The organism is Paenibacillus sp. FSL R7-0128 (assembly GCF_038002245.1).
Classification (GTDB): Bacteria; Bacillota; Bacilli; order Paenibacillales; family Paenibacillaceae; genus Paenibacillus_AQ; species Paenibacillus_AQ silagei.
The window spans coordinates 1,175,977-1,201,505 of sequence record NZ_JBBOCD010000001.1 but is presented as its reverse complement, the minus strand read 5'-3'; the positions used below and the strand labels follow the sequence as shown (position 1 = coordinate 1,201,505).

Sequence of the window (25,529 nt, the reverse complement as noted above, 5' to 3'; positions counted from 1 at the left end):
ATGACGTCCATCCGGCAATCTCTGCATCACATGAACCAAGACGGACACCCTCCCTTCTCCGCTGGGGAGCTTCAGCAATGGACGGAGCAGATCACGGCCCATCCTTACCGCAATTATCTCTATTCCTATCCGCACAAAACCGCTTACCGCGAGTTCGCGTCCCCCCTTCCTTTAGAGCAGCTGTGGCGGGACGAGCCTGCGGAGAGTTTGTTCTTATATATGCATATTCCGTTCTGCGGCGCGCGCTGCGGCTTCTGCAATCTGTTCACGCTGCCTGATAAAAGAGCGAATGTACACGCCGAATACGTGGACGCACTGGAGCGGCAGGCGAGGGAGTGGGCGGTCTTCACGGGACATAAGCCTTACGCGCGCTTCGCCATCGGCGGCGGGACGCCCAGCCTTCTCGCTCCCGCACAGCTGAACCGGCTGTTCAGGATTGCAACGGATATCATGGGAGTTGATCTTAGAACCACCTCTATCTCCGTGGAGACCTCACCCGAAACGCTGACGGAGGAGAAGCTAACGATTCTGAAGGATCATACCGTGGACCGCGTCAGTATGGGCATCCAGAGCTTCGTAGCCGCCGAGTCGGCTGCGATCTACCGCCCGCAGGACCCCGAGGTGGTCTACCGTGCGCTGGAGCTGCTGGGGCAGTTTGATTTTCCCATTCTCAATCTGGATCTGATCTACGGACTCCCGGGGCAGACGGTGGACTCCTGGCTCTATTCGCTGAACCAGGCGCTATTGCATGAACCGGAGGAAATCTTCCTCTATCCGCTCTACACCCGTGAACATACGATTGTGAAGCCGGGCGACCTGGTGAACCAGCTGGATATCCGTCACGAATGCTATGAAGCGGCACGTGCAGTGCTGGCAGAGCGTGGCTACCGCCAATACTCGATGCGCCGGTTCGCCAAGGAGGATGCCGGGACCGGCAAGAATATTCTCGACTACAGCTGCCAGGAGGAAGGGATGGTCGGCCTCGGCTGCGGCGCGCGTTCCTATACCCGGAATGTTCATTATGCCTCCCGCTACGGCGTCAGCCGCAAGGCCACGGAGAGCATTATCGCGGATTATGTTGCAGCCGAGCGTTATGATACAGCCGATTATGGCATCGTGCTGAGCCTGGACGAGCAGAAACGGCGGTTCATTCTAAAAGCAATCCTGCACAGCGAAGGACTGACAATTGCGGACTATAACCAGCGGTTCGGGACTACCCTATGGGAGGATCACCCCGAGCTTGGCCTCTTGGTACAGAGCGGGTTCGCCACGGATGATGAGGGCATTCTGCGGCTGACTCCTGATGGGCTGGGCTACTCCGATTCCATCGGTGACTGGTTCATCTCCGGTGAGATCCGCGAGCAGATGAAGGAGTTCGTCCTGCCATGAAGGCAGTCCTCTACTACAGGGGTTCCCTCTCCTCCTGTAATTATGACTGCCCATACTGCCCCTTCGGCAAAACCAAAGACAGCGCCGCCACCCTCGCCAAAGACCGCGCAGGTCTTGAGACCTTCGTCCGCTGGGTGGCGGAGCAGGGGGCTGCAGGCCACCGCCTGTCTATTTTTTTCAATCCGTATGGCGAGGGCTTGACGCACCGCTGGTACCGGGATGCGCTGATCACGCTGTCCCATATGGAGCATGTGGACAAGGTCGCCATCCAGACCAATCTGTCTGCCCGGCTTGATTTCACCGCTGAACTGAACCCGGCCAAGGCCGCCTTCTGGGCAACCTATCATCCGGGTCAGGTCAGTGAGGAGCGGTTCCTGGCGCAGTGTATGAGCGTATACCGCCGGGGGATTCCTTTTAGCGTAGGCAGTGTGGGGGTGCATAGCGCCTTCCCGGCTATCTCCTCGCTGCGTGCGGCCTTGCCGGAGGACGTGTATCTGTGGGTTAACGCCTACAAGGACAAGCGGGATTATTATACGGCGGAGGATATAAGCTTCCTGAGCGGGATAGACCCGCATTTCCAGATTAATGCCATGGACTACGACAGCCTCGGCGCCAGCTGTAATGCCGGCAGCAGCGTATTCTACGTGCAAGGACCCGGCCTGGTGAAGCGCTGCTATAAGGACCGCGCGGTCATCGGCAACCTCTACCGTGACGGACTGGAAGGGCTGGCGGCCCAGCGTAGCTGCCGCATGAAGGTCTGTGACTGCTATATCGGCTATATTCATATGCCGGAGCTTGGCCTGGAGCAGATCTACGGCTCCAGCCTGCTGGAGCGGATTCCTTACGGCGCAGGGAGGACAGAGTAATGACTACTGGTAAGCTACAAGCACACAAGACCTCTGCCGGGTTAACAATTTGGCTTACCGGTCTGTCGGGAGCGGGCAAGTCTACGCTTGCCGCGCTGCTGACAGACCGGCTCCGGGAGCAGGGGCAGGCGGTGGAATGGCTGGACGGCGATGAACTGCGGCGCAGCTTGGGCCGTGGACTCGGCTTCAGCCGCGAGGACCGGTTCGAGAACATCCGCCGGGCCGTCTACCTCGCCGGGATGCTGAACCGGCATGGCGTGATTACCGTGGTCTCGGTAATCAGTCCTTATGCTGAGATGCGCAGCTATGCCCGGCAGGAATTGCCGGGCTTCGTCGAGGTCTATGTGGACTGCCCGCTTCCCGTCTGTGAAGCAAGGGATGTCAAAGGGCTGTACGCCAAGGCCCGCTCCGGTGAGCTTCCGGCCTTCACCGGGATCTCCGATCCTTATGAAGCTCCGGCTGACCCGGAGCTGACGCTGTACACAGCGGAGCGTACACCGGAACAGTGCATGGAAGAGCTGATCAGCTGGCTCACACAGCATCGGCTTTATCGGCTGTGATGGAATAGAGCATGCGGAATAAGGAGGGGCATTAATGCCCCTCCTTTGTTTATTTAGCGTGTATCCGGGGAATTCAAGTGCACTAGTGCACCTCATTCGCTCATTTAGTCCGCATCCGGGTGAATTCAGGGGCACTTGTGCACCTCATTCACTCATTTAGCGCGCATCTGCTGCATTCAGGGGCACTAATGCACCTCATTCGCTCGTTTAGCCAGCATCCGCTGCATTCAGGGGCACTAATGCACCTCATTCGCTCGTTTAGCCAGCATCCGCTGCATTCAGGGGCACATTGGGACAAATTGTATGTGAAAAACCCAATACAATAGTGTAGGTAGTTCCGTCTTATAAATCCACTCCAGATTATTTGCGCGAGTTAGATTGGCGGCGCAGGAGAATCACTGCGGCGGCTCCAAGGACTACGATTCCGGCACCTGCTCCAGCGTAAATCAGCCAAGCTGCAGAGTTTGTTTCAGGCACGGCCGTTGGATTATTTTCAGAAACTGGAGGGTTTGCTGAGGTTGGGTTGTTACCAGAGACCGCCCCTGGATCATCAGCGATCCCGGGCGGCTCCGTGGGCGATCCCCCTGACATCCCTGCGCCAAGCTCATTCAGATCCTCTTGGGCACCAGAGAATAATGCGGTCCGGCTGCACAAGCTGACTGTAAGTTTAGTTGTCCCTCCCTTACCTTCTCCTTCCTCTCCGCCTGCATATACGATGTAGCGCTCGCCCTTGGTGAACTCGAAGCCGCAGCTCGCCCCCGACAATGCCGTAGTGACAGTAACCTTCTCCCCCACTTCACCCTTCCAGCGGGAACCTACTTGAAAGGTTACTGACACCGGGTCCATACTGGACTGCATCGGCTTAACTTCCTCTTTTATCGAAACTACTGTTCCCTCAAAAACAGCTGCACTCTTCTCCATTGCTTCCAGCGGTGAAGGAGACACTACGCAAGAACAGGCATAGGTTACCTGCGGGCGTACAGTCAGCAGTGTCATGAAGACAATCAGCGTACAGAGAGTCATCAGACAGGCGCTCCGTATTTTCCTTCTCGTTACCATCAATATCACGCTCCTCATAACCCTCAGACGGAAATTTCCAGAGAAAGGTTACACACGCCCGCCATCTATTCCCCCGCCTCAATCTCCCGCGCAATGGCGGTGAGCCGCTGCATTCCCTCGCGCAGCAAGGCTTCACTGGCGAACGAGTAGCTGAGACGCAGCCAGGACTTCATCTCCCCCAGCGGATCGCAGAGCTCACCGGGAACGAAGGAGATGGATTGCTCCAGGCAACGGGCCAGCAGCTTAGCTACCGGAATACTGTCCGGTAGCTTGACCCACAGATTAAGCCCGCCCTGCGGGGTGGTCCATTCCCAGCCGGTGGCCGCAAGCTCCTCCTCCATAATCTCCTTGTGCACCTGAAGGGCAATCCGCAGCTTGCCGAGATGCTGCTGTAAGCGCGGCGAGGTGTAATAATGCAGGAAAATCTTCTGATTCAGCAGGGGCGTCCCGTTATCCGCCAAGGACTTGGCGGCGATCAGCCGCTCCATGAACGGATAACGGCAGGCCACCGCACAGATCCGTAGGCCGGGGGCCACATACTTGCTGAAGCTGCTGATATACATGACCCATCCCTCTGTATCATAAGCGAAGAACGGCGGGGGCGGCTCCTCTAGGAAGTACATGTCACGGAACGGATCATCCTCCACGAGCAGACAGCGGTAGCGCTCTGCAAGCTCCACCAGCAGCTTGCGCTGCTTCGCCGGAATCGTATACCCCGTCGGGTTATGATGGGTTGGATTGATGTAGAACATCCGCGGCTTATTCTTACGCATCAGCTCCTCCACCGCCGCCAGATCATAGCCCTGCGGCGAGATATCCACAGCTACCAGCCGCGCCCCTGCCCGCCGAAAAATATCCAGCGCCACACTATACGTAGGCCGCTCCACCAGCACCGCATCCATCGGACCGAGCATGATCCCGGCAATCAGATTGATGGCCTGTTGTGCCCCTGAAGTAATCAGCAGCTCACGGGCCGACAACTGGAGCTTATACCGCTCCTCAAAATGGCTGCTCAGCGTAACACGCAGCTCTTCATCCCCTTCCACGGAGGAGTAGGTGCCCATGACCTTCGGGTAGAGATCGAATACTTTTTTGACATAATCGGACAGGAACAGGTTCGGCAGCAGCCCCGGATCAATCAAGGCCTGAGAGAACTGGTACGTGACCGGCATCCGCTGAATGTCCGACATCGGGCTCCTGACCATATACCCCGGTACTGCCGCCCCTTCGTCCACCGTAGGGTCCAGCCTGCTGCCCAGGGCCACATAATAACCGGATTTGTCTTTGACATACAGCTTGCCGCTCTCGGTCAGCGCACGGTAGGCCTTGAACACTGTCAGCCGGTGAACTCCCAGCTCCTCCGCCAGCAGCCGGATCGACGGCAGCTTATCACCGGCCTTCCACTCCCCGCGCTCCATCCGGTTCAGCATGAACTCATAGACTTGGCGGAATAAGGGATTATTCTGCTCGGCACCCGCTATTTTTTTCATCAACCTGCCGCCTTTCTGCAACATATACCGGGGTCGCCCCCGCTCCATCGCTCAATCTTCACTCGACACAGCTCCCTCTGACGCTTGCTGACTTCTACACATCCGCGCACACCCAGCAGCTAACTTCTCTTTGCCCTATTGTACAGCATTCCCTCCCGCAACTGTTCTACTATCTCCAATCTGTTCTGTGGCTATGAGGCTATGATTAACTGAAATCTTGTAAGAGGGTGGCATATTACCACCGCAAAGGGGAACTGAACCATGATTCTGTTAGCTTATTCACTTGTCTGTCTGATCTTCGGCACTACCTTCCTGGCCATCAAAATCGGCGTAGATGCCGGAGCGCCGCCATTCTTCTCTGCGGGTCTGCGTTTTTTCGTGGCGGGTGCGGTGCTGTTCCTGTTCATGGTTCTGCGGGGCAAAGCCCGCTTCTCCCTGCTGCTGCGCAAGGAAATGCTGCTCACAGGAGCAGCCCTGACCTTCGGCACCTTCGCCGCGCTCTACTGGGCGGAACAATATGTATCTTCCGGGCTTGCTGCCGTATTGTCAGCCACCGGACCGATGATGATTCTGCTGATGCAGACGGCTGTTCTGCGGCAAAAAGCGCCTGCCTATTCGCTCATCGGCTGTATCATCGGGTTCACCGGAGTCCTGCTGCTGGTGCTGCCCAGCCTGGCGGCTGACGTTACTCCGCTCTGGCTGATCGGCTGTGTGGTGGTGCTGATTGGGGAACTCTGCTACGCCGCGGGGGCGATCTATTCCAAAAAAGTAATCACCACCTTCTCCGCCGAGTCCCCCGTGGCTCTGAACGCAGCCCAGATGATGTACGGCGGGGCGCTGCTGTTCATCATCTCCCTGTTCACAGAGCCGCTGCACCCGTCCTTCCTGTTGTCATTCAAGACCGCAGGTTCCCTGCTCTACCTGACCGTTGTCGGCTCCATGGTCGGACATACCCTGTTCTACTGGCTTGTCTCCAAGACGAATCCGGTTTTTCCATCCACCTGGCTGTATATCTCTCCGCCGATTGCCGTCGGGGTAGGCTTCCTGTTCTATAACGAGACCGTGACCTGGGTAACGCTGCTTGGCGTGTTCACGATTATATTGGGAACCATCCTTGTGAATGCCGGCGCACTGAAGCAGCTGTTCTCCAAGCCTAAACCGGTAATACCCGTTCTGCCAAAAGCAAGCGTTGAACCCCTGGTTCAGGAGTAACTGCTGCGCTTCTCCCCGAACACAAACAGCCTGCACCCTGACTTAAAGGGATGCAGGCTGTTCTGTTATTTTCACGGGCTTCACCTCATCACTCAAGCTTTATAACTCTACTGCATTTTTCAGTAACATATTGATCATGAGTAACGATTATAATCGTTTTCCCTTCGTCATTGAGCTCCTTTAGAATCCTCATGATTTCATTTCTATTCTCCGCATCCAACGAACCTGTAGGTTCATCAGCTAATATTATCTCGGAAGGTTTTAATAGAATTCTTGCGATAGCAACCCTTTGCTGCTCTCCACCCGAAAGTTCATGTATCTTTTGTTTAAGTGCAATCTCTAGACCCATCCGCTTAAGGACAGCCATTTTCATTTTCCGCTTTTCCTTCTTGCCTACTTTAGAATACATAAGTGGTATTTCCAAATTATACTCAACGGTTTCATTATCAATTAATGCATAATTTTGAAACAGATACGAAATCTTTGTCCGGAGAAGCCTGTTTCTACGGAGGGGACCGATTCTCTGATCTTTCTCGTCAAACAATTTAACCCTACCGCTATCAGGCTTTTCAAGTAATCCGAGGATATTCAATAGGGTCGTTTTACCCGAACCGCTTCTCCCCGTAATAGCAACCATCTCTCCCTTTGAGACGGTCATATTTATATTATCTATGACTGTATGATTGTTATACGTTTTACATATATCAACAAGTTCACATATGGTGTTCATATATTTATCCCCCCCCCTTTAAAATCTTCACTTTGTTTTTCTTTTCTATGAGCGAAATAGCTATAGAAGAAGCTGCAAAATCGATCAATAGTAAAATGGCTGCTACTATAATTAATCTAGGTTCAATTTCTCTGTTCATAACACCACAGATCACTATTTGAACTAACCATACGAGTGAAAATAAAATTGCGTATTCCTTATAAGTTCTGAAAAAACCTGTACCAAATAATCTTCGAACGATAAGCTTATGCTGGTTTTTGTTAAAATAGATGATAATATTCTGAGTTGTAAGCAATATGAAGCCTGACGCTAGTCCCAACATAGTAAGGAGGCTTTCCTTCATCGCATTTTGCTTTTGATAAATTTCCTCTAAAATATATTGATCAATCGTAACCAAGTGTTTTAAATTATCATCCACTTTCAATTCTTTAAACTTTGGCTCCAGCGTTTTATACGTTAACAGCGGATCTCTGTTCATCAGCTTTATTTTTAACGGATCTCCCGGTCCCCGCCCTAATATGGAATCTCTGTCTGTGAGCACACTGTTGGACTCGGTTACAACCTCAATAATGGGATCAACTATCACATTGTTCTCAGAAGGAAATACTTTCGGATTAAAACTAAATATCCTTTGATTATTACTAATCCACTTGATGTAAATTTTTTGATTTTGGATCCGATCAGGAATCACCTTTTTGTAAAACTCCTGATCATTTCCCATATTATTTTTTCTCATTTGTAGAAAGAAACTTACAATCTCTTCTTCCTTGTCCCGATATTTTTCAGGCACCAACAACACCCAGTCGCTAATATCCTCAGAGATTTGCACAGCCTCATTATTGATATCAAAAACCGGAAACTCTTGCAGGTAGTTATTGTTTGCCTTTATAGAACGTATTCCTTTCCAATTCCTGTCTAAAAGAAGCTGATCCTCCTCATAACTTTGGGTTTCTATTAATATAGCCCCCATCTTATTCAGCAAGAAATAAAGCTCATCATGCGAAGTTAATTCAAATAAGGAATCCCTTCCAAATATTCTATCTCCGTCGTAGCCATTGTTTACCGGATAAAGTACTCCGTAGTCCTTACTATGCTCCCAATTTTTCAACTCATGCTGCTTATCATTAATAGATGTATATTCCGACCATGTTGAAAGTCCTACTAAGACCAAAAGGATGGAACAACCAATCTTGATAAGCATATTTAACACAAAGATAGGATTGGTGTATTTGTAATGTTTGATAATACTAATGATCTTAATCCTCATAATATACAAATGTGAAACTAGGGAAAGGATGATCAGCAGAAGAAAAACTTTAAGCTGGTTTGAAATCACTGTGTATATAAATATGTAAGATGTATTTTTTACTAAAAGGGCAAGAAGAAATGAAACGGTTACAGAAAATATAAACACAGAGGTTATAAGTTTTCCTACCAGCACAAACCATACACGAATATTTGATACGCCATGCATTTTCAATATTCCTATTCTTCTGGACTCATTGAATAAGTAATAGATAAGTAAAACTACTGCACATCCATAAATGGCATAGCTTAAATAGGTTAAAATGGTGATCCAGGGAAAGGTAACCATGTGCATTTCATCACCATTTGAATCTTTTACAAAATCCTCAGCAGTAAAAATACTATCATTTTTGTTATAATACTTATTCGCCTTATCCACAAATAGGTTTATAAAATCATTAAAAGCTTTGTCGTCAGCTGCTTCTGCATAGTATGTTCCTTGAACAGGAAAAATCTCATAAGATGATTTTAACGGCTTTATGCTGATTCTGTTGTTATCTCCGAAATCTCTAATTTCACCAATCTGATGACTACCTTCTAAATGAACTGTGGATAAATAGAAATTAGTTTGTTTGGTGTCTGCTTGTGTTAGATATCTTCCCTGGGTAAGCTTAAAATGATTAAAAAGATCTGTGCTGGCTGTCAGCAATATATATTTAAAAATCTCTACTTCATCGTTCTCTTTATAATTAATACCGGCCCGTAAAATATTCACTTTGGAAGCTTCTGCTGCTGAAGCTAATATCGGGTAAACCTCCTCAGGGCTTGCAAGTCCGGGTAAATTCGGAATTACAAATTCCTTGCCCACGGTTTGTTCTATATTCTTAACCTTCTCAAATTCTTCATAATCCGTTCGAAGATATGCAGTATAATAAGAAAACAAAAATGCCGCTACTAGAAATAGTAAGGATATTTTTTTCAAGTTCAACAATCTCCTTATAAGAAAAAAGTGTGATACTCCACTTCAAAAGTGGAATATCACATCATTTTAATGATGACTTTTATCTAAATCCCAATTATTTTTTATAAACATCCCAGTATGCATATCCTGTGCTGCTTTTGTTACCATAGATCTCGGATTTAGCTGTGGTTTTTGCATATTTCCAACCACTTGTATGAGATTCACTTCCTAATTTGGTCGAAGCTTTATGCGACAACTCAGAATGGTCATATTGTGACCATACATGCTTTTGATTTCCAACTTTTTCAGTTCCGTAGTTCCAGGTTCCGCCACCCACACTTGTACTTGCAAACGGAGTAATCATTGCATTGGTTAATTTTACAGAACCGCTTGTTGCTCCATTTGCACTGGCAGCCATGGCTGGTGTTAGTGATGATAAGGTAAGTACTCCTGCTATTACTATTGAACTTAATGTATGTTTTTTGATCATTTATGAACCTCTCCTTATAAATTTTTGAGTTTACACAGATAAAGTTAAAATGTAAAATGCTACATAGGTTCTTAGATACCCACCCAATCCAAAACTTTCTCAGGGTCAAGATATGGGGGTATATAGGAGCCTTTTTTCCATATTCGGCGGTCTAATATTTTCCATGGTTCTTCTCACCTCCTTTCATTATCAATAAAACTAAATTATAAATAAAAGAAATGATATGTTATATCATTCCATTTTTTCCTTTCAACAAGCTTAACACACCAAATTTTGTTATTCAATACTTTGGTGTCTAATCATGGGCAAAAACATCATTTCATGTTATATCAGACAATAGCGAATTCCCCGGTTCAGTTACGATCCACATCACAAAACAAGGGCTTCCCTAAAGTCCGGCAGGACTTCGGGAAACCCTTGTCTTTCATCATTCTATGCCCATGCGTCACCCGCTGTTCATTCGCCGCTTAACGGGTGCGCCCGTGGTTTCTGAGCAGCTCGCTGTTATCCTTCGCCTTCTCATCAACAAAGCTGCCGGGCCGGGCTTCTTCCTGTCTGGCGGCTTCCCGGGCCTGCTGTTCCTCCCGATCGGCGAGCCTGCGTTCCGCGGTATGATCCGGGATCTTATCGATGCCGTTACGCGTGCCGGAATACAGATCTCCTGTCATTCCCGGCCGTTTCATATCCTCCACTGCGCTTCGCTCCGGGAGATCATGCTCCGTGGCTGAATTCATCGTGTCCAGCCCGGTATCATGTCTGCCTTCCAGACCTGAGCCATTGAACGCCGCATCCACCGCATCTGTTACGGAGTCCCGAGGAGCATTCATTTCTGCAGCTGTTCCGGCAGTCCCCGCATCCCTCATATAGCGGTCAGCATTCGCCGAATTATGGTTGCGGAATACAGTGTATACGTCCTTTTCGCGGGAGATATCTGCATCCACCATGACCAAAATGCGGCCTTCGTCCACATCGTTGTCATAGCTCGCAGCTTCATCCTCCGGAATGCCCAGTCCGATCAGCCCGCCGACCAGACCACCCGTTCCAGCCCCTACCGCAACGCCTGTTAAGGTGGCTGCAATCGGCCCCGCTGCGATAATCGGCCCGATTCCCGGAATCGCCAGAGCGCCGATGCCTGCCAGCAGTCCGGTCACACCACCAAGGATACCGCCGGTCGCCGCCCCGGATGCCATACCCTCCGGCACCTTCGTCCCGGTCTCATCATTGATCGCTTCCACATCGCGTTTATTTCTCGCTATCACTGAGATATCCTCTGTCAGAAAGCCGTGCGCCTTCAAGTCTTCAATAGCCCGTGAAGCTTCATGCTCTGTATGGAACACACCTACAATTTTCTTATTCATAACGATTCCCTCCTGGTAGCTGATTTAGATTGTTAATGGTTTGACTCTCGCTTTACTTTCACATCCCTTACTTAACCAAACCCTTCTCCGCGAAACTGGTAACTTTCGATCTTGAGCCGGGTTCCGCAAAAAAATTTATGAAACAGGAAATTGCCCGCCGGACACATTTTCCACAAATTCAGTGATTTGAAGTCAGCTTAGATCACACTGAATTCTCCAATTGATGACAGTTATTAAGCCTTTGGGAACAATGCTCCAATCTCCTTACAGCGCGGCCAAAAGAGACTATACTCCTCGTATAACAGGTAAGCTACTCTTATAGAATCCAGGGGGAAACCGCGATGAATATGCGTCTGAAGGTACTCAAGAAACATCTGCTCTTCTGCTGCAGTGAGCACTGCAATAACCAAGATGTCCTGGATGTCATGCAGGAATTCAAAGAGCAACTAGTGGAGCAAGGGATCAACAAGACGGTCAAAATCAACAAAACCAGCTGTCTCGGCCTATGCGGCAACGGCCCTTTTGTCATCGTGTATCCTGACGGGGTCTGGTATTACAATGTAACAACGGAGGATGTGGCCCGTATCGTGGAGGAGCATCTGGTGAACGGACAGCCGGTAGAAGAGCTGGTTATGCTCAAAATGGAAGCCTGATTCCCAGCAGCCCCAGCCAGCCTGCCTTCAGCCTCATACTCCTAGTCCCTCCCCTCCCGGGGCTGGGACTATTTGCGGTTGTCCGGTCCTCCTCCTTCTGAGGTATACTAGAGGTATATGTTCATTAGGAGTGTCATCATCCTTTTAGGAAATGAGGCTGCACGCATGACTGTATTCAAATATAACGCCCATCGCCCTCACCGGGCCAATCCTGACTTATATCTGCATTACTGGGGCCAGGAGCAGTGCGCACCCGGTCATTCATTCGGACCCGGAGTACGCAACCTGTACAAAGTCCACTTCATTCACGCCGGAACCGGCAAGGTAACCGTCGGTGAAGCCACCCATACATTGAACGCAGGGCAGGCCTTCCTCACTTATCCGCATGTGGTCACGCATTATGCCGCAGATCAGGATGATCCTTGGCTGTATTCCTGGATTGCTTTTACCGGGGAGGAGGCAAGTTATCTGCTGGGACGGACTTCCCTTACCCCGGAGCAGCCGGTGTTCCCGATGGACCAGGTGCTGATGCCCTCGCTGTCTGCCAGGTTATCGGAGACGGGAAGCAGCGGGGAGCTGCTGGACCTGCCGCTGAAGGTGATGCTCTATGAGTTCTTCGCCCTGCTGCTGCGCACGGTCCCGGCTGCCGACAGCCCGGCTCCGCGCAGCAGAAGTGTCTATGTGGAGCAGTGCCTGCATTACCTCCAAGCCCACTACGCCGAGAATGTGACGATGGAGAGTCTGTCCGCTTCCCTGAAGCTGGACCGCAAATATATGTCGGCGCTGTTCAAGCGGACGGTCGGCTTGCCGCCGCAGCAATATCTGCTCCAATTCCGTATGTCCAGAGCCTGCGAGCTGCTGACAGAGACAGGCTGCACCATCGGGGAGATCTCGCAATCCGTGGGGTATCAGGATGCTTTGCTCTTTTCCCGGATGTTCAAGAAGGTGAAGGGCTGCTCGCCCAAAGAATACCGGCTCCGCCATGCAGATACGGACATTGTGCTATAAAAATCATCCTTGCTGACATACGATTGAAAGCGTTTATCCGCTACAATTAGGGAGGTATGAAGTCCCGCACAACTTAAATTTAGGAGGAATCCAATATGTATATCGCCAATCCTGAACGTTATGACACGATGAAATATAACCGCACCGGACGCAGCGGCCTGCTGCTCCCGGCCATCTCCCTCGGGCTGTGGCATAATTTCGGCGGCAATGATGTCTTTGAGAACGGCCGCGCTATGGTCCGCCGGGCATTTGACTTAGGAATCACCCACTTCGACCTCGCTAATAACTACGGTCCGCCCGCCGGCTCTGCCGAAGAGAGCTTCGGGCAGATGCTGAAGAAGGATCTTGCCCCTTACCGCGATGAGCTGATCATCTCCAGCAAAGCAGGATACTATATGTGGCCCGGCCCTTACGGTGAATGGGGCTCCAAGAAGTATCTCGTCTCCAGTCTGGATCAGAGCCTGAAGCGGATGGGGCTGGATTATGTAGACATCTACTACCACCACCGTCCAGACCCGAATACGCCGCTGGAAGAAACCATGTCCGCCCTCGACCTGCTGGTACGCCAGGGCAAGGCGCTGTATGTGGGCCTCTCGAACTATAGACCGGAGGAAGCGCGTGAAGCCGCGCAGATTCTCCGCCGCCTGGGCACGCCTTGCCTGATCCATCAGCCGAACTATTCGATGATGTCGCGCTGGATCGAGGACGGCCTGCAGGATGTGCTGGAGGAAGAGGGCATCGGCACCATCGCCTTCTCCCCGCTGCAAAAAGGGATTCTGACGGACCGCTACCTGAACGGCATCGCAGCCGATTCCCGCGCAGCCGGACCGAGTGTCTTCCTCTCCGAGAAGGAGCTCACGCCTGAGGTGCTGGCCAAGGTTGGCAAGCTGAACGAGATTGCGGCTGCACGCGGACAGAAGATGTCCCAGCTCGCCTTATCGTGGGTACTGCGCGGCGGCAAGGTGACCTCTGCACTGATCGGGGCAAGCAAGATCAGCCAGATCGAGGATGCCGTAGCTTCACTTAATGCGCCTGAGCTAAGCGCGGAAGAGCTGGAGCAGATTGAGACGATTCTGCGCGGATAAGCCGGGGCGGATACTACACCTGCCGAACCTACAGATCATAGATCATAGATTATGACGGCAATCCTGCCCACCGCTCGCGGTGGTGCAGGATTCTTTTTTTGTGCAGATCTCCCTAACCCATTGAACCTTGAAGCAGTCCCTCCCGAGTGCTTACGGTGTGCGTGAATGCTATAATGAACTCATTCATAACCATCACTGCGTAACGAAAGGATATCCGATGAAGACTAACCTATTGGGGCAATCCGATTTACATGTAAGTGCCATGGGGCTTGGCTGCATGTCGCTGGGGACAGAGGAAGCGCAGGCCACCGCCATTATCCACGAAGCGCTTGAACGCGGAATTAACTTCCTGGATACCGCCGACCTCTACGATGAGGGCCGCAATGAGGAGATTGTCGGTCAGGCCATCCGGCACCGCCGCGCCGATGTGATCCTGGCGACCAAGGTGGGCAACCGCAGAATTCCCGGCAAGGAAGGCTGGAGCTGGGATGCCTCCAAGACCTATATCCGCTCCGCTGTGAAGGAGAGCCTGCGCAGGCTGCAGACCGATTATATTGACCTGTATCAGCTGCACGGAGGAACGCTGGAAGATGATATCGATGACACGATTGAAGCCTTCGAGGAGCTGAAGCGGGAAGGGGTAATACGGCATTACGGCATCTCCTCCATCCGGCCGAATGTGATCCGGGAATATGTGCAGCGCTCCGGTATCGTCAGCGTGATGAGCCAGTATAGCATTCTCGACAGACGCCCGGAGGAGAGCATTCTTCCGCTGCTGGGCCGCGCGGGCATCAGCCTGATTGCACGGGGGCCGCTGGCTAGCGGCATTCTGACCGATCATGGCCGCAGCAAGGCACAGCGGGCGTATCTCGACTATACGGAGGCAGAGCTTACGGAGCTGCATGATCAACTGATGAGCCAGACTACCCTTACCCGGACGCTGACGCAGACCGCGCTGCAATATCCGCTGGCCGATCCGGCGGTTGCCGCCGTGATCCCGGGGGCCAGCAGCCTGGAGCAGCTGCGGCAGAATATTGCGGCTGCCCGCTCGCAGCCGCTCTCTGCACTGGAGCTTGAAGCTGTACGGGATTTCAGCAAGACAGGACGGTATACCCTGCACGTCTAGAGCGTGCTTACGGCCAAGTGGAAACGGCTTCGCCGTCCTTTTAAAGGACGGTACCGTTTCAGCGAGAAATAGAAGGATAATTTATAGCGTAAAATATATAAATTCTTATATTTTAACAGAAGAAGCTGTCCGGAAACTGTAGGCATTACAGTCTCTGGACAGCTTCTTATTTTTTGCTTAGCTTCTTATTTTCTACCTACGCACGCGATTCCTTGCCTTAACTATCCACGTAATTAATGCAGCCACAAATACCACTGCAGTAATAAGCCAGGTCAGCAGAAACGCCATGCCCAGCCCGATATTGGCATCCAGCGCTTCCCTTCTGCTCTCAAGAATCAGCATCACGGCCAGAGGCGCTCCGCTGGCTATCAGGAGAACCGTCATGCTGTAGCGGGCGAAATTCGTCCGCTTCTGAATAGCCGCGTATAAGCACAGGTATGAAGCAATCAATAATACGAAGGATAATACAGCTTCCCATTCCAGTCTAACCATCCTGTCATCACTCCTTCTCCATAGGAACCGGGGATTGCGTTATAGTATAGCGGCTGCGGCAGGCAGATGCAAATGACACTGCCGCTGAAGCACCCTAGCCAAAAAACTGCGTAATATAGACCATCGCCAGCAGCCCGAAGATAAACGAATACGTCGAGGGCCGTTCAAATCCGTGGCCGTGGCTCTCCGGGATCAGCTCCTTATACACGATGAAAAGCATTGCCCCGGCAGCAAATGCCAGCCCGTATCCAACCACATTCTGTACATAGCTGGCTGTAAAATACCCGATCACAGCCGACACCATCTCCATCAGTCCGGTCAACGCGGCTATGATTAGGGCCTTGCGCCGGCTGGCGCGGGCATTCATGAGGAAAATCGCCAGAATCAGCCCTTCCGGCATATTCTGAGCGCCGATCGCAATCGCCACCATTGGGCCGAGGCTTGTCTGCTCGCTGGCATAGCTGAAGCCTGTGCTGAGCCCTTCGGGGATATTATGAATGAACAGCGCAATCATGACGAGCAGCGCTTTGGAATCCAGATTGCTGAGGCCGGGCTTATTCTCCACATCGATATGCGGAATATGACTCTCGATCAGATCGAGCAGCAATACGCCGGTAATCAGCCCCAGAGTCAGCGCGGTAATACCCGATTCCTTAATGGCTTGCGGCATCAGCCCGAAGGTGCTTGCAGAGACCATAATCCCGGCGGTGAAGGCCACCAGCACATCCTTCCACAGCTCGGACAGCCGCCTTACGAACAGAATAGGAATAACGCCCAGCACCGTTGCCATTGCAGACAAAAAGCTGCCTAAAAGTGCACCCGCCAAATCTTCAACCCCTTTTGTGGACAGGACTATAGATCAAGCATATGCTCAAGGCAGCTATAAATAGACCCAAGCTTCAAAGTCTCACATACCGTCCCAGCCCCCGGCCTTCAAGCTCTGCCTTCGGGACGAACAGAAGGGCGGCAGAATAGATATGATAATGCTGCTTCGCCGGCTCCGGTCCGTCAAAGGTTAGATACCCCAGATAAGCTCCGCTTAACCTGCTGCGCAGCACAGTCCGCACCTGTCCGCCGCTATAATCGGCTTCCCGCCGGATTATCCCCTCTTCCACCGGACCCGTGAAGCTGGGCCAGCCTGTGCCGGAATCGAATTTGGCTGCCGAGCTGAACAGCGGATCACCGCTGATCACATCCGTGTAGAGGCCCTCCTCGAAGTGGTCCCAATACGCATTCTGGTAGGCAGGCTCCGCGCCTTTGTTCTGGGTGACCTCATATTGCAGCTCCGTGAGCTGCCCCCGCAGCCGCTTCTTGTCCTCGCGGCTGTTCCAGTGCAGCGCTGTGAAGTCGTCACGGCCCGAGCCCTTCTGATATAGCTTATAATCCAGCGGATGGGTCCGGTAATAGTGCTGATGCTCCGCTTCCGCCGGATAGAACGGCGCAGCCGGCAGGATGGGCGTCACAATCGGCGCCTTGAAGCGCTTGCTGGCCTTCAGCCTCTCCTTCGACAGCTCCGCCTGCTTCCGCTGCTCCTCATTATGAATGAAGATTGCCGGAGAGTAAGAATGCCCCCGGTCCATGAACTGCCCGCCGTCATCCGTCGGATCGATCAGCTGCCAATAGATGTCCAGCAGCCGTTCATACGGGAACAGCTCCGGATCATAGACAATCTGCACCGCCTCCCGGTGTCCGGTAGTTTCCGATCCTACCTCTTCATAGGTCGGATTCTCCGTATGCCCGCCTGTATAACCCGACACCACCGAGACGATGCCCGGCAGCTCGTCGAACGGCTTGACCATACACCAGAAGCAGCCGCCGGCGAAGGTCGCCAGCTGCAGCGTATCATTCGAAGTCAAACAGACCGCCTCCCTGCATGCTTTTCCCCTATTATATCTGAATATCCCGCTTCTCCAAAACGGTCAGGGTGATGGTTAGAGACAGCAAGATCCAAGCTGCAGGAATCCACAACGCGCGTATATAATCCCCCGTCCCCGAGAGCAGAATCAGCTGTGAGTTCTCCACGTATATCCCCGAGAATTTGAAAATCTGCGTCATCAGGGAATGCTCAGAAATTGCGCGAAGAACCGCAGAGGAGGCGTCCTTGAGATACCCGCTGAGCAGCAGGTTACCGAAGATGAAGAAGAATGCGGCCACCACCGCCGAAGCCGGTTTGCGGATCAGCATCCCCAGCATCATGATTGCTGCACAATAAGCTGCCAGATAGAGCAGATTCAGTCCCAAGGCTGTCAGACCAGCCGCCAGATCCTCTGTATATCCGGCATGTCCTACCGGCGCTCCTGTGATCAGCGCTGCCGCAAGAGAGAACAGATAGAATAAACCGTAGAACTCCAGCAGCCATCCCAGAACGGCAAGCAGCTCCAGCACATACTTACCGGTGAAGTATTTCGCCTTGCTATGCCCGGCAGCAATAATATTCTGCACCGAGCCATGCTCGAAGCCCTCCGTTGCGAAAAAGCAGGCATGCAGCGGAATAACCAGATAGAACAGAATGGAGAACGAAGCAGCCGTCTGGAGCGGCTCTGCATAACTGCTTAAAGAATAACCGCCTTTGCTGCCCAGAATTAGAACAAGTGCGAGGCTGGCGAGGGCGAAGATTGCGGTGATGCTTTTGAAGGCCGGATCCTTACGCAAATAATAGATTTCAGCCTGCCAGAAGTTTCTCATCTTCCGCTGCCCCCGATCAAGTCCATATAATACTGCTCCAGATTGGGCGCTGTCAGATTAAAGCCGTCAACTGGAACCCCGCGCTGCACGAGAAGAGACATCAGGCGCTCCAGATCCACCCCGCTTCGGGGAAGCTCGATCTCTCCGGTCTGCTTGACCCGGATATCCCCTTGCCTAAGCTCCTGCCTCAGCAACTCAGCTACGGCTGCTGCCGGAGAAGATGTGGTAATACAGATCATCACCTGTGCAGTCTGCTGCAATTCAGCAGCCGAAATCTCCTGAATCAACCGGCCTTGATGAATGAAGCCGTATTTACCAGCCAGCAGCTGCAGTTCACTCAGAATATGGCTGGAGATCAGAAGAGTCACGCCTTGTTCCCGGGATAGTTGCTCCAGGATATGCCTGATCTCCACAATTCCCGCAGGGTCCAGTCCATTCACCGGCTCATCCAGCACCAGGAACTCCGGCCGGTTCAGCAGGGCGACGGCAATTCCCAGCCGCTGGCGCATGCCAAGCGAATACTCGCCCGCCTTCTTCGGTCCCGCCTCATCCAGACCTACAAGCTTCAGCACTTCAGCGCCCCTGCCCTTATCCCTGATTCCGAAGATCCGGCAGTAAAAGCACAGATTCTCCATCGCATTCATATGCGGATAGAGCGAAGGCCGTTCAATCAGGAAGCCGACACGGCGTCTGGCCGCAATCTGTCTCTCCTTGCTCTGCTCTCCGAATAAGGCCATCCTTCCGGCTGTCGGATGCACCAGACCGCCGATGATTCTCATCAGCGTTGTTTTGCCCGCCCCGTTCTCCCCTACGAATCCGTACACATCCCCAGCCTCAATGCTCATGCAGAGCTGATCCAGCGCAATCCCTGAAGGGTACTCCTTGGATAAGCCCTCAGCCTCAAATACTGTTGCCGTCAAAGCAAACACTCCCTTTTCCTCTCAAATCTGTTGATGGCATAACGATACCATCCGTTGTCCCCTCCGCTAACGCAGGTGTCATATTCACGCGAGATCATGTCGTTTTTGAGGATGAAAATGTATAATGTAGGGATTAATGCAAAGGTGGAGAAGCCGATGATTCATATTGCTGTGTGTGACGATGAGCCCCGCGCAGCCGGAGAGGCCGAGCGCCTGATTCTGGAAACCGGAGAAGACTTGAACGAACCTATTGAGATTTCCCTATATTATTCCGGTGAAAGCTTCGCCCGGGCCCTCCGGGACGGAAGCCAGTTTGATATTATCTTGATGGACATTGAGCTGGGCGGTCTTGACGGCATTGCGGCGGGACAGCTCCTGAGGGAGGATGACGGCAATGATCCGGTGCAGCTTATCTATATTTCCAGTCATGAAGAATACCATATGCAGCTGTTTGACCTGCGTCCTTCAGGATTCCTGAAGAAGCCGATTGAGCCGGAGGGCTTCAGGAAGAAGCTGGCCCGGGCCATACATAAGACCCTCCGTCTCCGGCAGCAGGGCCGGATCAACTTCCTTGCGGTACAGCTGAAGAACCAGGAACTAAGGATTCCTCACAGGGACATTCATTATCTGGAGAGCAGCATCAGGCAGATTACACTGGTTACTCAGGATAGGACACTACAATACTACGGGAAGCTGGTAGAGGAGGAGCAGAAGCTGACGGCCAGCCATTTCGTACGGATTCACCAGTCCTATATTGTGAACTTCTATTCAATCCAGGCCATTAGCGCCAAAAAAATCATTCTTACCACCGGCTGTGAACTGCCGGTCAGCAGCAAATATAGCCCCGCTGTGCGCAGGGCCTATCTTCATTTCAGGGGGGAGCTGGTATGAATTCCGTACTCCTCGATGAAATCATTTATCTCGCTGTACTACCGCTCCTGTCAGTCATACTGCATCTCTTCTTCAGCCGCTTCTTCCCCTGTCGTGTGGAATCACGGCTGCGGCTGACCGCATTTTACATTCTGTACATAGGTGTTCATGCTCTGCTCCATCACAGCTCACTGTCCGCTCTCCCGCTGATGGCTGGTAATATCGGACTGATCCTGGGTGTGTCCCTGCTCTACCGGGGCAGTCTTGCTTGGCGGTTATACGCTGCGGTGTTTATCTCTGCTGTGATTATCCTCAGCGATGCGGCGGTTCCACTGCCACATACTGACTTCGGTTACAGGCTCGGCCTGCTGCTCTCGAAGCTGCTGATGCTATTGCTCGTTCTGCTGCTGCGCAGGCTGGTGAAAGACGAGGGCCGGGGCCAGCCAACCAGGTGGTTAGGGTCTTTTGTCTTGCTCTTTCCTTGTCTTAGCATTGCGGTATTACTGCAGTTATCCGGCAGTCCCTTCTTCCAGCTATATCCGCAGTTATTCCCTGTCGTTCCCGCCTTGCTGCTCGCTATTAATCTTCTGGTATTCCTGCTGATTGACCGTGTGCTGAGCGCACAGTCTGAACGCAGCCAGCGCCTGCTGCTGGAGCAGCAAAACAGCTATTATGTGAACCAGTACCACCGGAACCGGGAATTTCAGGAGGAAGCCCTCCGGTTCCGTCATGACTTCAACCATATTCTGCTGGGCCTGCGCTCCAGAATTCTCAGCGGAGAAGAAGCCGCCTCTACAGCCGAGCTGGACGCTCTGCTTGGCTCGACTGGACAAGCCCAAACATACTGCAACACCGGTAACCCGGTTATTGACTCCATCCTGGATTACAAACGGCAGGAGGCATCCGCAGCAGAGATTGATCTCCGTCTGGAGCTGAGCCTTCCACCCCGGATGATGCTGGATACCGCTGTCATCAGCGTTATTCTGGGCAATGCCCTTGATAACGCCCTGGAAGCAGTCAGCCTGATCCCCAAGGAACAGGGAACAGAACGATACATCGCGGTACATATGCATTACCTGAATGCCAGCTTATTTATACGGATTCAGAATCCCTACTCCGGTTCTGTCCTCCAAGGCCTAGGCGGCGAGCTGCTGACCACCAAAAGCGATAAGCGCTCCCACGGGATCGGACTGCGGAATATCCGCCAGACGATGGAGCGGGCTGGCGGGCTGTTTCAGCTTGCTTACAGCGGCCAGCTGTTTCAGCTGGAGCTGGTGCTTTTTCATATTGAGAGAGATGAACGTGGCGGAGGACGGGTGTCCGAGGGGGAATGATGGGGAATGGGGCCTGCTATTTCAGTTTCTTGCGCTCACGGCGGGTCTTGTGCCTATGGTTGCTGTCCCATAACTCCTTGTGCATCAAGCCTGCGAATACAAGCATGACAAGGGTCAGCACCAGCACATACTCCCGCAGGATATCGGATAAGCTGCCGGACAGGTTCAGCCCGAGAATAATGTTCAGCCTTCCCCACAGCAGATTGAGACACAGAAGCGCTACTGCCCCATAAGTTACCCATACACTGCGGAGGTACAAATTATAGGTGCGCATAGGCCCCCGTCCGATGAAATATTTGCTGTAACGGATAACATATGCGGTAAAAGCGATCAAGGCGATCAGTTCCAGTGTAATCAGTACCAAGTCAATAATGTCCATGCAGATCATCTCCCCTTCTACCTAAGCCAGTGCGGTGCAGATCAATAAGCCTCTCTAGATCATTGGATTCATACGCCTCCTGAATTTGGCCTAGGGTCTCAATTTCCCGTTTGACCCGGCTGGGCTTCAGCTCGTGCTTGCGAAAGATATCGAGGAGCTTCACTTGTTGACGACCTCCTCATCATTAGGTTTTCTCTCTGCGGTTCCTCTCTCAATCAGCAGCTTCACGAGCGTACGGTTATATTCGCTAAGCTGCTTCTCATTCTCCTCATCGCGTTTCTGATAATTCTGAATCACTTTCTCTTTATTCGCAATTTGCTTAACACTCCAGATCAAGGCAGTAGATAACAGAACATTCAGCACGACTGAACCGTTGTTATCTACGAAAAGGCCAGTCAATGCACTGAAATCCATCTGTATCCCCCCATTTCCTAATGTAATCGGAACGGATTCGCGCCTTTACCCCTGTCCACATTTTTGGCGAAATTCCTTGCCGCCACTCTAACAGAATCACCCTCAAGGTAATCTACTCTAGCAATAGCCATTCTGATTGGGTTGATCAGCAAAAAAACCGGAGGACCCGTAATCCGGGCCCTCCGGAGAAGGCTGAAACAAAGATTATTTGAGTTCCGAGATCCGCCGGACCAGGGAATCATACAGATAGATCAGATCGCCGGAGGGCTTGATGCCAAGTTCGCGGCTTAACAGCCGCACGTAGTCTGTGTAGACGGCATTGAGACCTTTTTTGTCTCCGGCCAGCTCGTGCACGGCCATCAGCTGGCGGATCACCGATTCATCGAGCGGATTTCGCTTGTTCAGCTTCAGCAGCAGCTTGGAGGCCGCAGTGGAATCCCGGCTGGCAATGAACGCTGCGGCCAGCCGTTTGACGAAGGAGGCATACAATTCCGCATAACGCTCCGTCTCATGGATGGCCCACACATAAGCCTTGTCGCCGAACAGCTCTCCTGTATAGAGCTGCTCGATACGCATAGCCCGCTCTATATCCGGGGGTTCTATGGTGTGCAAGGCGGCTGCCTCCTGTTCAAATTCCAGATAGTCGATAACCGGCGCCTGAAGCTCAAGCGCATACCCGTCGTTCTCCGAGCGGATCGCTTCACGCAGGCCCAGCGGCTCCAAAGATTTGCGCAGTTGATAGACGGTAGTGTTAAGATAGCTCTCCGCATTGGCCTTATGCATGCCGCCGAAGATATCCGCAACCAGCCTGGAACGGGGGACGCGCTTTCCCCGGAGCAACAGCAGATAGGCAAACAGCTCAGCACATTTACGGGAGGTCCATTTGACCCGGCCTGCCCCGCTGCTCACGGCAACATCCCCGAGCATCGTGAGCCTTACCCGGCCGGAACCGGCCGGAGCCTGCACCTCCGGCAGAGGGGAGAGCCGTGCCGGAGCAGCCCGCCGCTGGGTAAGCACCCGGTTCACCGTACGCGCAAGCCGCTCCTGGGAGACCGGCTTGACCAGATAGTCCAGCACGGACAAGTCGTAAGCCTCCAGGGCAAATTCCTTATGTGAGGTCACGAACACAATTTGCACTGGAGAACCGGCAGCCGCCAGCCTGGCTGCAAAGGCCATGCCGCCCTCTCCCGGCATAGAGAGGTCCACGAAGGCAAGCTCCACATCCGGGTGCTCCTCCAGAAAGGCAGCAGCCGGCTTCGTATCTGTGAACGAACCCGCAAGCTCGACTTCAGGCAGCTTAAGCAGCATGGTGCTAAGAATCAGATGCATCATCCGTTCATCATCGACCAGTATAACCTTCATTTATATATCCTCCCTCCCGCTGCCCGTTACTCCATCCGTTCTCCTCCTGCCGATCCCGGCAACGTGAAGTAGAAGATCGTTCCACTTCCCGGCTTGCTCTCAAACCACAGGCTCCCGCCATGGATGCGCACGAATTCACGCGCGAGCGCCAGGCCGAAGCGGGCATCTCCTGCCTCCTCCCCCAGTGGCGCCTTCAGAATCGGCTCCTCCAGGCGCAGCATGTCTGCGGTCGCTTCATCAATACCAATCCCGTCATCGCGTACAGACAAGATAACCCGGTCGTCTTCAAGCACGGCTTCAACCTCAATAGAGCCGCCTATTCCCGTGAATTTGATTGCGTTAGAGAGCAGATTACGCAGGATCAGGTCCAGCATTTCTTTATCCGCCCGGACGGTTAATTCGCTGCCGATGCGCTCCGTCAGGCGGATCTGCTTCATCCCGGCCTTGGTACCCGCCAGCATCAGGGCCTGCCGGACCACCTGCTGTACACTCCAGGCCTGCGGATGGAAGGAGACCTTTCCCTTCTGGCTGCGGTACCAGTCCAGCAGATTATCAACGAGCTGGAATGTATTACGGACCTGCCCTTTGATCTCCCGCACCACCTCCGCGTGCTCAGCATCCGCAGCCGTCAGCCCGTCGCCCAGCAGCTCTGTCAGGCTGACCAGCAGTGCTACCGGATCGCGGATATCATGGGCCACAATGGTGAACAGCTTGTCCTTGAAGGCATTCAGCTCGGATAGCTGCCGGGCATTCTCGCGCAGCCGGACCTCGCTCTCCTTCAGCTCCGTAATGTCGCTGAATAAGAGGATTTTGCCAATAGGGGTGCTGCCTGTATCATGAATGAAGGACAGACTGCAATTATAGTACAGGCGTCTTCCGGCCTGAAGCCGCTCGTAGGCAAACCGCTCGTCCTCATCGCTTAAGCCCCTGAGACGTTCAAGCAGCTCCCCGCTGCCGGCAAGCACCTCCGTCATATCCGCCGGGTAGCGCCTCCTGCTCCCAAGTTCGGGAAACATCTTCTCTGCGGCACGGTTGTAGCTGACGATCTGGTTCTCATAATCGAACAGAAGGACACCGTCCCGGATCGTCTCGAACACCTGCGCCATCGCCAGCGGAGTCAGGCGGAGCAGGTTGAATCTGAGGATACCCCAGGCGTAGGCGATGCCCGACACTGCAAATCCGAACGGTGTGAGATCAATTCGGGTTCCGGTCCACAGGAACAGATTGAGCAGCATAGGCGCAACCGCACCCAGAAGCAGAACAGCAATCTGTTTGCGTACAATCGGCAGCGCCCGCACAAACATGGATATGAACAGCGCAATCCCGCCAAGCAGCACCAGATAATTATACGCAGCATGGATGTTATACCACAGCCCCTTGACGGTGTAATACAAGGAGACCGAAGGGTCCGTATTCAGCAGAAAATCCCGGTAGATTAGATGATGCCAGTCATTGGTGAGCTGCAGGATGAAGATGACGGCGGGGATCAGGAACAGCAGGGCGATCAGTCGCTTGCGGAAGCGCGCAGCGGCTCCGGTGAATTGAATCGCTTGTACCAGCCATAAGGTGGAGACAAAAGGAATACCCAGATATTGAATGTGCAGCGCCAGCTTCACCTGGCTTAAGTTCCCGCTGAGCAGCTCAAGACCATAGCCGAAAGCGTAGAAGGCTGCTGTCAGCATAATCAGAATCATCGTTCTGGCAACAGGAAGATGTCTTTTCTGGTACGACAGGAACGACACAAACAGCATCAGTGCTGCTGCAATAAAAAGCATAATCGACATCCAGTGCCTACTTTCCACGGCTGCGTCTCCCTTAATAACAAATTCTATTAAGTTAGG

General features: G+C 52.5%; 26 protein-coding genes. 10 read left to right on the top strand and 16 right to left on the bottom strand.

The features are described from left to right. The first annotated feature begins 30 nt into the window (after positions 1 to 30). Genes NST26_RS04885 through cysC form a run of 3 tightly spaced genes read left to right on the top strand, consistent with a single transcriptional unit; the run spans position 31 to position 2,815 of the window. On the top strand, positions 31 to 1,389 hold the full coding sequence (locus tag NST26_RS04885) for an STM4012 family radical SAM protein (protein WP_340980800.1): 1,359 nt from the start codon (positions 31 to 33) through the stop codon (positions 1,387 to 1,389). Next, positions 1,386 to 2,255 carry an STM4011 family radical SAM protein gene (locus tag NST26_RS04880; RefSeq protein WP_340978713.1) on the top strand — a complete coding sequence of 290 codons (870 nt, stop codon included), beginning with the start codon at positions 1,386 to 1,388 and terminating at the stop codon, positions 2,253 to 2,255. The genes NST26_RS04885 and NST26_RS04880 overlap by 4 nt, the downstream gene beginning before the upstream one ends. Continuing rightward, on the top strand, positions 2,255 to 2,815 hold the full coding sequence (cysC, locus tag NST26_RS04875) for an adenylyl-sulfate kinase (protein WP_340978712.1): 561 nt from the start codon (positions 2,255 to 2,257) through the stop codon (positions 2,813 to 2,815). The genes NST26_RS04880 and cysC overlap by 1 nt, the downstream gene beginning before the upstream one ends. Before the next feature lie 360 nt (positions 2,816 to 3,175). Here cysC and NST26_RS04870 read toward each other — a convergent pair whose 3' ends face one another. Next, positions 3,176 to 3,874, bottom strand: coding sequence for a hypothetical protein (locus tag NST26_RS04870; protein ID WP_340978711.1), 699 nt, complete (start codon positions 3,872 to 3,874; stop codon positions 3,176 to 3,178). Between the two features lie 65 nt (positions 3,875 to 3,939). Continuing rightward, complete coding sequence (locus NST26_RS04865) at positions 3,940 to 5,364, bottom strand: aminotransferase-like domain-containing protein (protein WP_340978710.1); 1,425 nt, start codon at positions 5,362 to 5,364, stop codon at positions 3,940 to 3,942. Between the two features lie 261 nt (positions 5,365 to 5,625). Between NST26_RS04865 and NST26_RS04860 the strand changes: the two genes are divergently transcribed. After that, positions 5,626 to 6,576 carry a DMT family transporter gene (locus tag NST26_RS04860; RefSeq protein ID WP_340978709.1) on the top strand — a complete coding sequence of 317 codons (951 nt, stop codon included), beginning with the start codon at positions 5,626 to 5,628 and terminating at the stop codon, positions 6,574 to 6,576. Between the two features lie 88 nt (positions 6,577 to 6,664). Here NST26_RS04860 and NST26_RS04855 read toward each other — a convergent pair whose 3' ends face one another. From NST26_RS04855 to NST26_RS33965, 4 genes are all read right to left on the bottom strand, one after another. After that, positions 6,665 to 7,306, bottom strand: coding sequence for an ABC transporter ATP-binding protein (locus NST26_RS04855; RefSeq protein ID WP_340955676.1), 642 nt, complete (start codon positions 7,304 to 7,306; stop codon positions 6,665 to 6,667). Positions 7,307 to 7,310: 4 nt separating this feature from the next. Continuing rightward, the gene (locus NST26_RS04850; RefSeq protein WP_340978708.1) at positions 7,311 to 9,533 is read right to left on the bottom strand and encodes a DUF1430 domain-containing protein; all 2,223 of its coding nucleotides are present in this window, start codon (positions 9,531 to 9,533) and stop codon (positions 7,311 to 7,313) included. A gap of 94 nt (positions 9,534 to 9,627) precedes the next feature. Further along, the gene (locus NST26_RS04845) at positions 9,628 to 10,002 is read right to left on the bottom strand and encodes a lactococcin 972 family bacteriocin (protein WP_339312982.1); all 375 of its coding nucleotides are present in this window, start codon (positions 10,000 to 10,002) and stop codon (positions 9,628 to 9,630) included. 467 nt (positions 10,003 to 10,469) lie between these two features. Beyond that, a complete protein-coding gene (locus tag NST26_RS33965; protein WP_445165062.1) occupies positions 10,470 to 11,360 on the bottom strand; it encodes a general stress protein in 891 nt (296 codons plus the stop codon). Between the two features lie 341 nt (positions 11,361 to 11,701). Here NST26_RS33965 and NST26_RS04835 point away from each other — a divergent pair, with 341 nt between their 5' ends. The 4 genes from NST26_RS04835 to NST26_RS04820 all read left to right on the top strand — a co-directional run bounded on the left by NST26_RS04835 (position 11,702) and on the right by NST26_RS04820 (position 15,232). Further along, positions 11,702 to 12,013 carry a (2Fe-2S) ferredoxin domain-containing protein gene (locus NST26_RS04835; RefSeq protein WP_339253992.1) on the top strand — a complete coding sequence of 104 codons (312 nt, stop codon included), beginning with the start codon at positions 11,702 to 11,704 and terminating at the stop codon, positions 12,011 to 12,013. 165 nt (positions 12,014 to 12,178) lie between these two features. Continuing rightward, on the top strand, positions 12,179 to 13,021 hold the full coding sequence (locus tag NST26_RS04830; protein ID WP_340978707.1) for an AraC family transcriptional regulator: 843 nt from the start codon (positions 12,179 to 12,181) through the stop codon (positions 13,019 to 13,021). A 95-nt stretch (positions 13,022 to 13,116) separates the two neighbouring features. Beyond that, positions 13,117 to 14,106 (top strand): aldo/keto reductase, encoded by a 990-nt coding sequence (locus tag NST26_RS04825; protein ID WP_036723221.1) that lies wholly within the window; start codon positions 13,117 to 13,119, stop codon positions 14,104 to 14,106. Between the two features lie 217 nt (positions 14,107 to 14,323). Next, positions 14,324 to 15,232 carry an aldo/keto reductase gene (locus tag NST26_RS04820; protein ID WP_340978706.1) on the top strand — a complete coding sequence of 303 codons (909 nt, stop codon included), beginning with the start codon at positions 14,324 to 14,326 and terminating at the stop codon, positions 15,230 to 15,232. A 192-nt stretch (positions 15,233 to 15,424) separates the two neighbouring features. Here the strand turns inward: NST26_RS04820 and NST26_RS04815 are convergent, their stop codons facing one another. From NST26_RS04815 to NST26_RS04795, 5 genes are all read right to left on the bottom strand, one after another. Then, positions 15,425 to 15,724, bottom strand: a complete 300-nt coding sequence (locus NST26_RS04815) for a hypothetical protein (RefSeq protein ID WP_340978705.1) — start codon at positions 15,722 to 15,724, stop codon at positions 15,425 to 15,427. A gap of 94 nt (positions 15,725 to 15,818) precedes the next feature. Beyond that, positions 15,819 to 16,550 (bottom strand): ZIP family metal transporter, encoded by a 732-nt coding sequence (locus tag NST26_RS04810; protein ID WP_036723217.1) that lies wholly within the window; start codon positions 16,548 to 16,550, stop codon positions 15,819 to 15,821. 73 nt (positions 16,551 to 16,623) lie between these two features. After that, entirely contained in the window at positions 16,624 to 17,580 is a 957-nt protein-coding gene (msrA, locus tag NST26_RS04805) for a peptide-methionine (S)-S-oxide reductase MsrA (RefSeq protein WP_340978704.1), read from the bottom strand. Between the two features lie 31 nt (positions 17,581 to 17,611). Beyond that, a complete protein-coding gene (locus NST26_RS04800) occupies positions 17,612 to 18,409 on the bottom strand; it encodes a hypothetical protein (protein WP_340978703.1) in 798 nt (265 codons plus the stop codon). Next, a complete protein-coding gene (locus NST26_RS04795) occupies positions 18,406 to 19,329 on the bottom strand; it encodes an ABC transporter ATP-binding protein (protein WP_340978702.1) in 924 nt (307 codons plus the stop codon). The genes NST26_RS04800 and NST26_RS04795 overlap by 4 nt, the downstream gene beginning before the upstream one ends. Before the next feature lie 156 nt (positions 19,330 to 19,485). On the opposite strand from NST26_RS04795, the gene NST26_RS04790 reads away from it, so the two are divergent. Together NST26_RS04790 and NST26_RS04785 are read left to right on the top strand one after the other, a co-directional pair. Continuing rightward, positions 19,486 to 20,220 carry a LytR/AlgR family response regulator transcription factor gene (locus tag NST26_RS04790; RefSeq protein ID WP_340978701.1) on the top strand — a complete coding sequence of 245 codons (735 nt, stop codon included), beginning with the start codon at positions 19,486 to 19,488 and terminating at the stop codon, positions 20,218 to 20,220. Next, positions 20,217 to 21,533 carry an ATP-binding protein gene (locus NST26_RS04785; RefSeq protein ID WP_340978699.1) on the top strand — a complete coding sequence of 439 codons (1,317 nt, stop codon included), beginning with the start codon at positions 20,217 to 20,219 and terminating at the stop codon, positions 21,531 to 21,533. Before NST26_RS04790 ends, NST26_RS04785 begins: the two co-directional genes overlap by 4 nt. A gap of 16 nt (positions 21,534 to 21,549) precedes the next feature. Here NST26_RS04785 and NST26_RS04780 read toward each other — a convergent pair whose 3' ends face one another. The 5 genes from NST26_RS04780 to NST26_RS04760 all read right to left on the bottom strand — a co-directional run bounded on the left by NST26_RS04780 (position 21,550) and on the right by NST26_RS04760 (position 25,490). Continuing rightward, the gene (locus NST26_RS04780; protein WP_339312976.1) at positions 21,550 to 21,912 is read right to left on the bottom strand and encodes a hypothetical protein; all 363 of its coding nucleotides are present in this window, start codon (positions 21,910 to 21,912) and stop codon (positions 21,550 to 21,552) included. After that, positions 21,899 to 22,075, bottom strand: a complete 177-nt coding sequence (locus NST26_RS04775) for a hypothetical protein (protein ID WP_155991288.1) — start codon at positions 22,073 to 22,075, stop codon at positions 21,899 to 21,901. Before NST26_RS04775 ends, NST26_RS04780 begins: the two co-directional genes overlap by 14 nt. After that, a complete protein-coding gene (locus NST26_RS04770; RefSeq protein WP_036723207.1) occupies positions 22,072 to 22,326 on the bottom strand; it encodes a hypothetical protein in 255 nt (84 codons plus the stop codon). Before NST26_RS04770 ends, NST26_RS04775 begins: the two co-directional genes overlap by 4 nt. 204 nt (positions 22,327 to 22,530) lie before the next feature. Beyond that, positions 22,531 to 23,688 carry a response regulator gene (locus NST26_RS04765; RefSeq protein WP_340978697.1) on the bottom strand — a complete coding sequence of 386 codons (1,158 nt, stop codon included), beginning with the start codon at positions 23,686 to 23,688 and terminating at the stop codon, positions 22,531 to 22,533. Positions 23,689 to 23,714: 26 nt separating this feature from the next. Next, positions 23,715 to 25,490, bottom strand: coding sequence for a sensor histidine kinase (locus NST26_RS04760; RefSeq protein WP_340978695.1), 1,776 nt, complete (start codon positions 25,488 to 25,490; stop codon positions 23,715 to 23,717). Between the last annotated feature and the right edge of the window lie 39 nt (positions 25,491 to 25,529).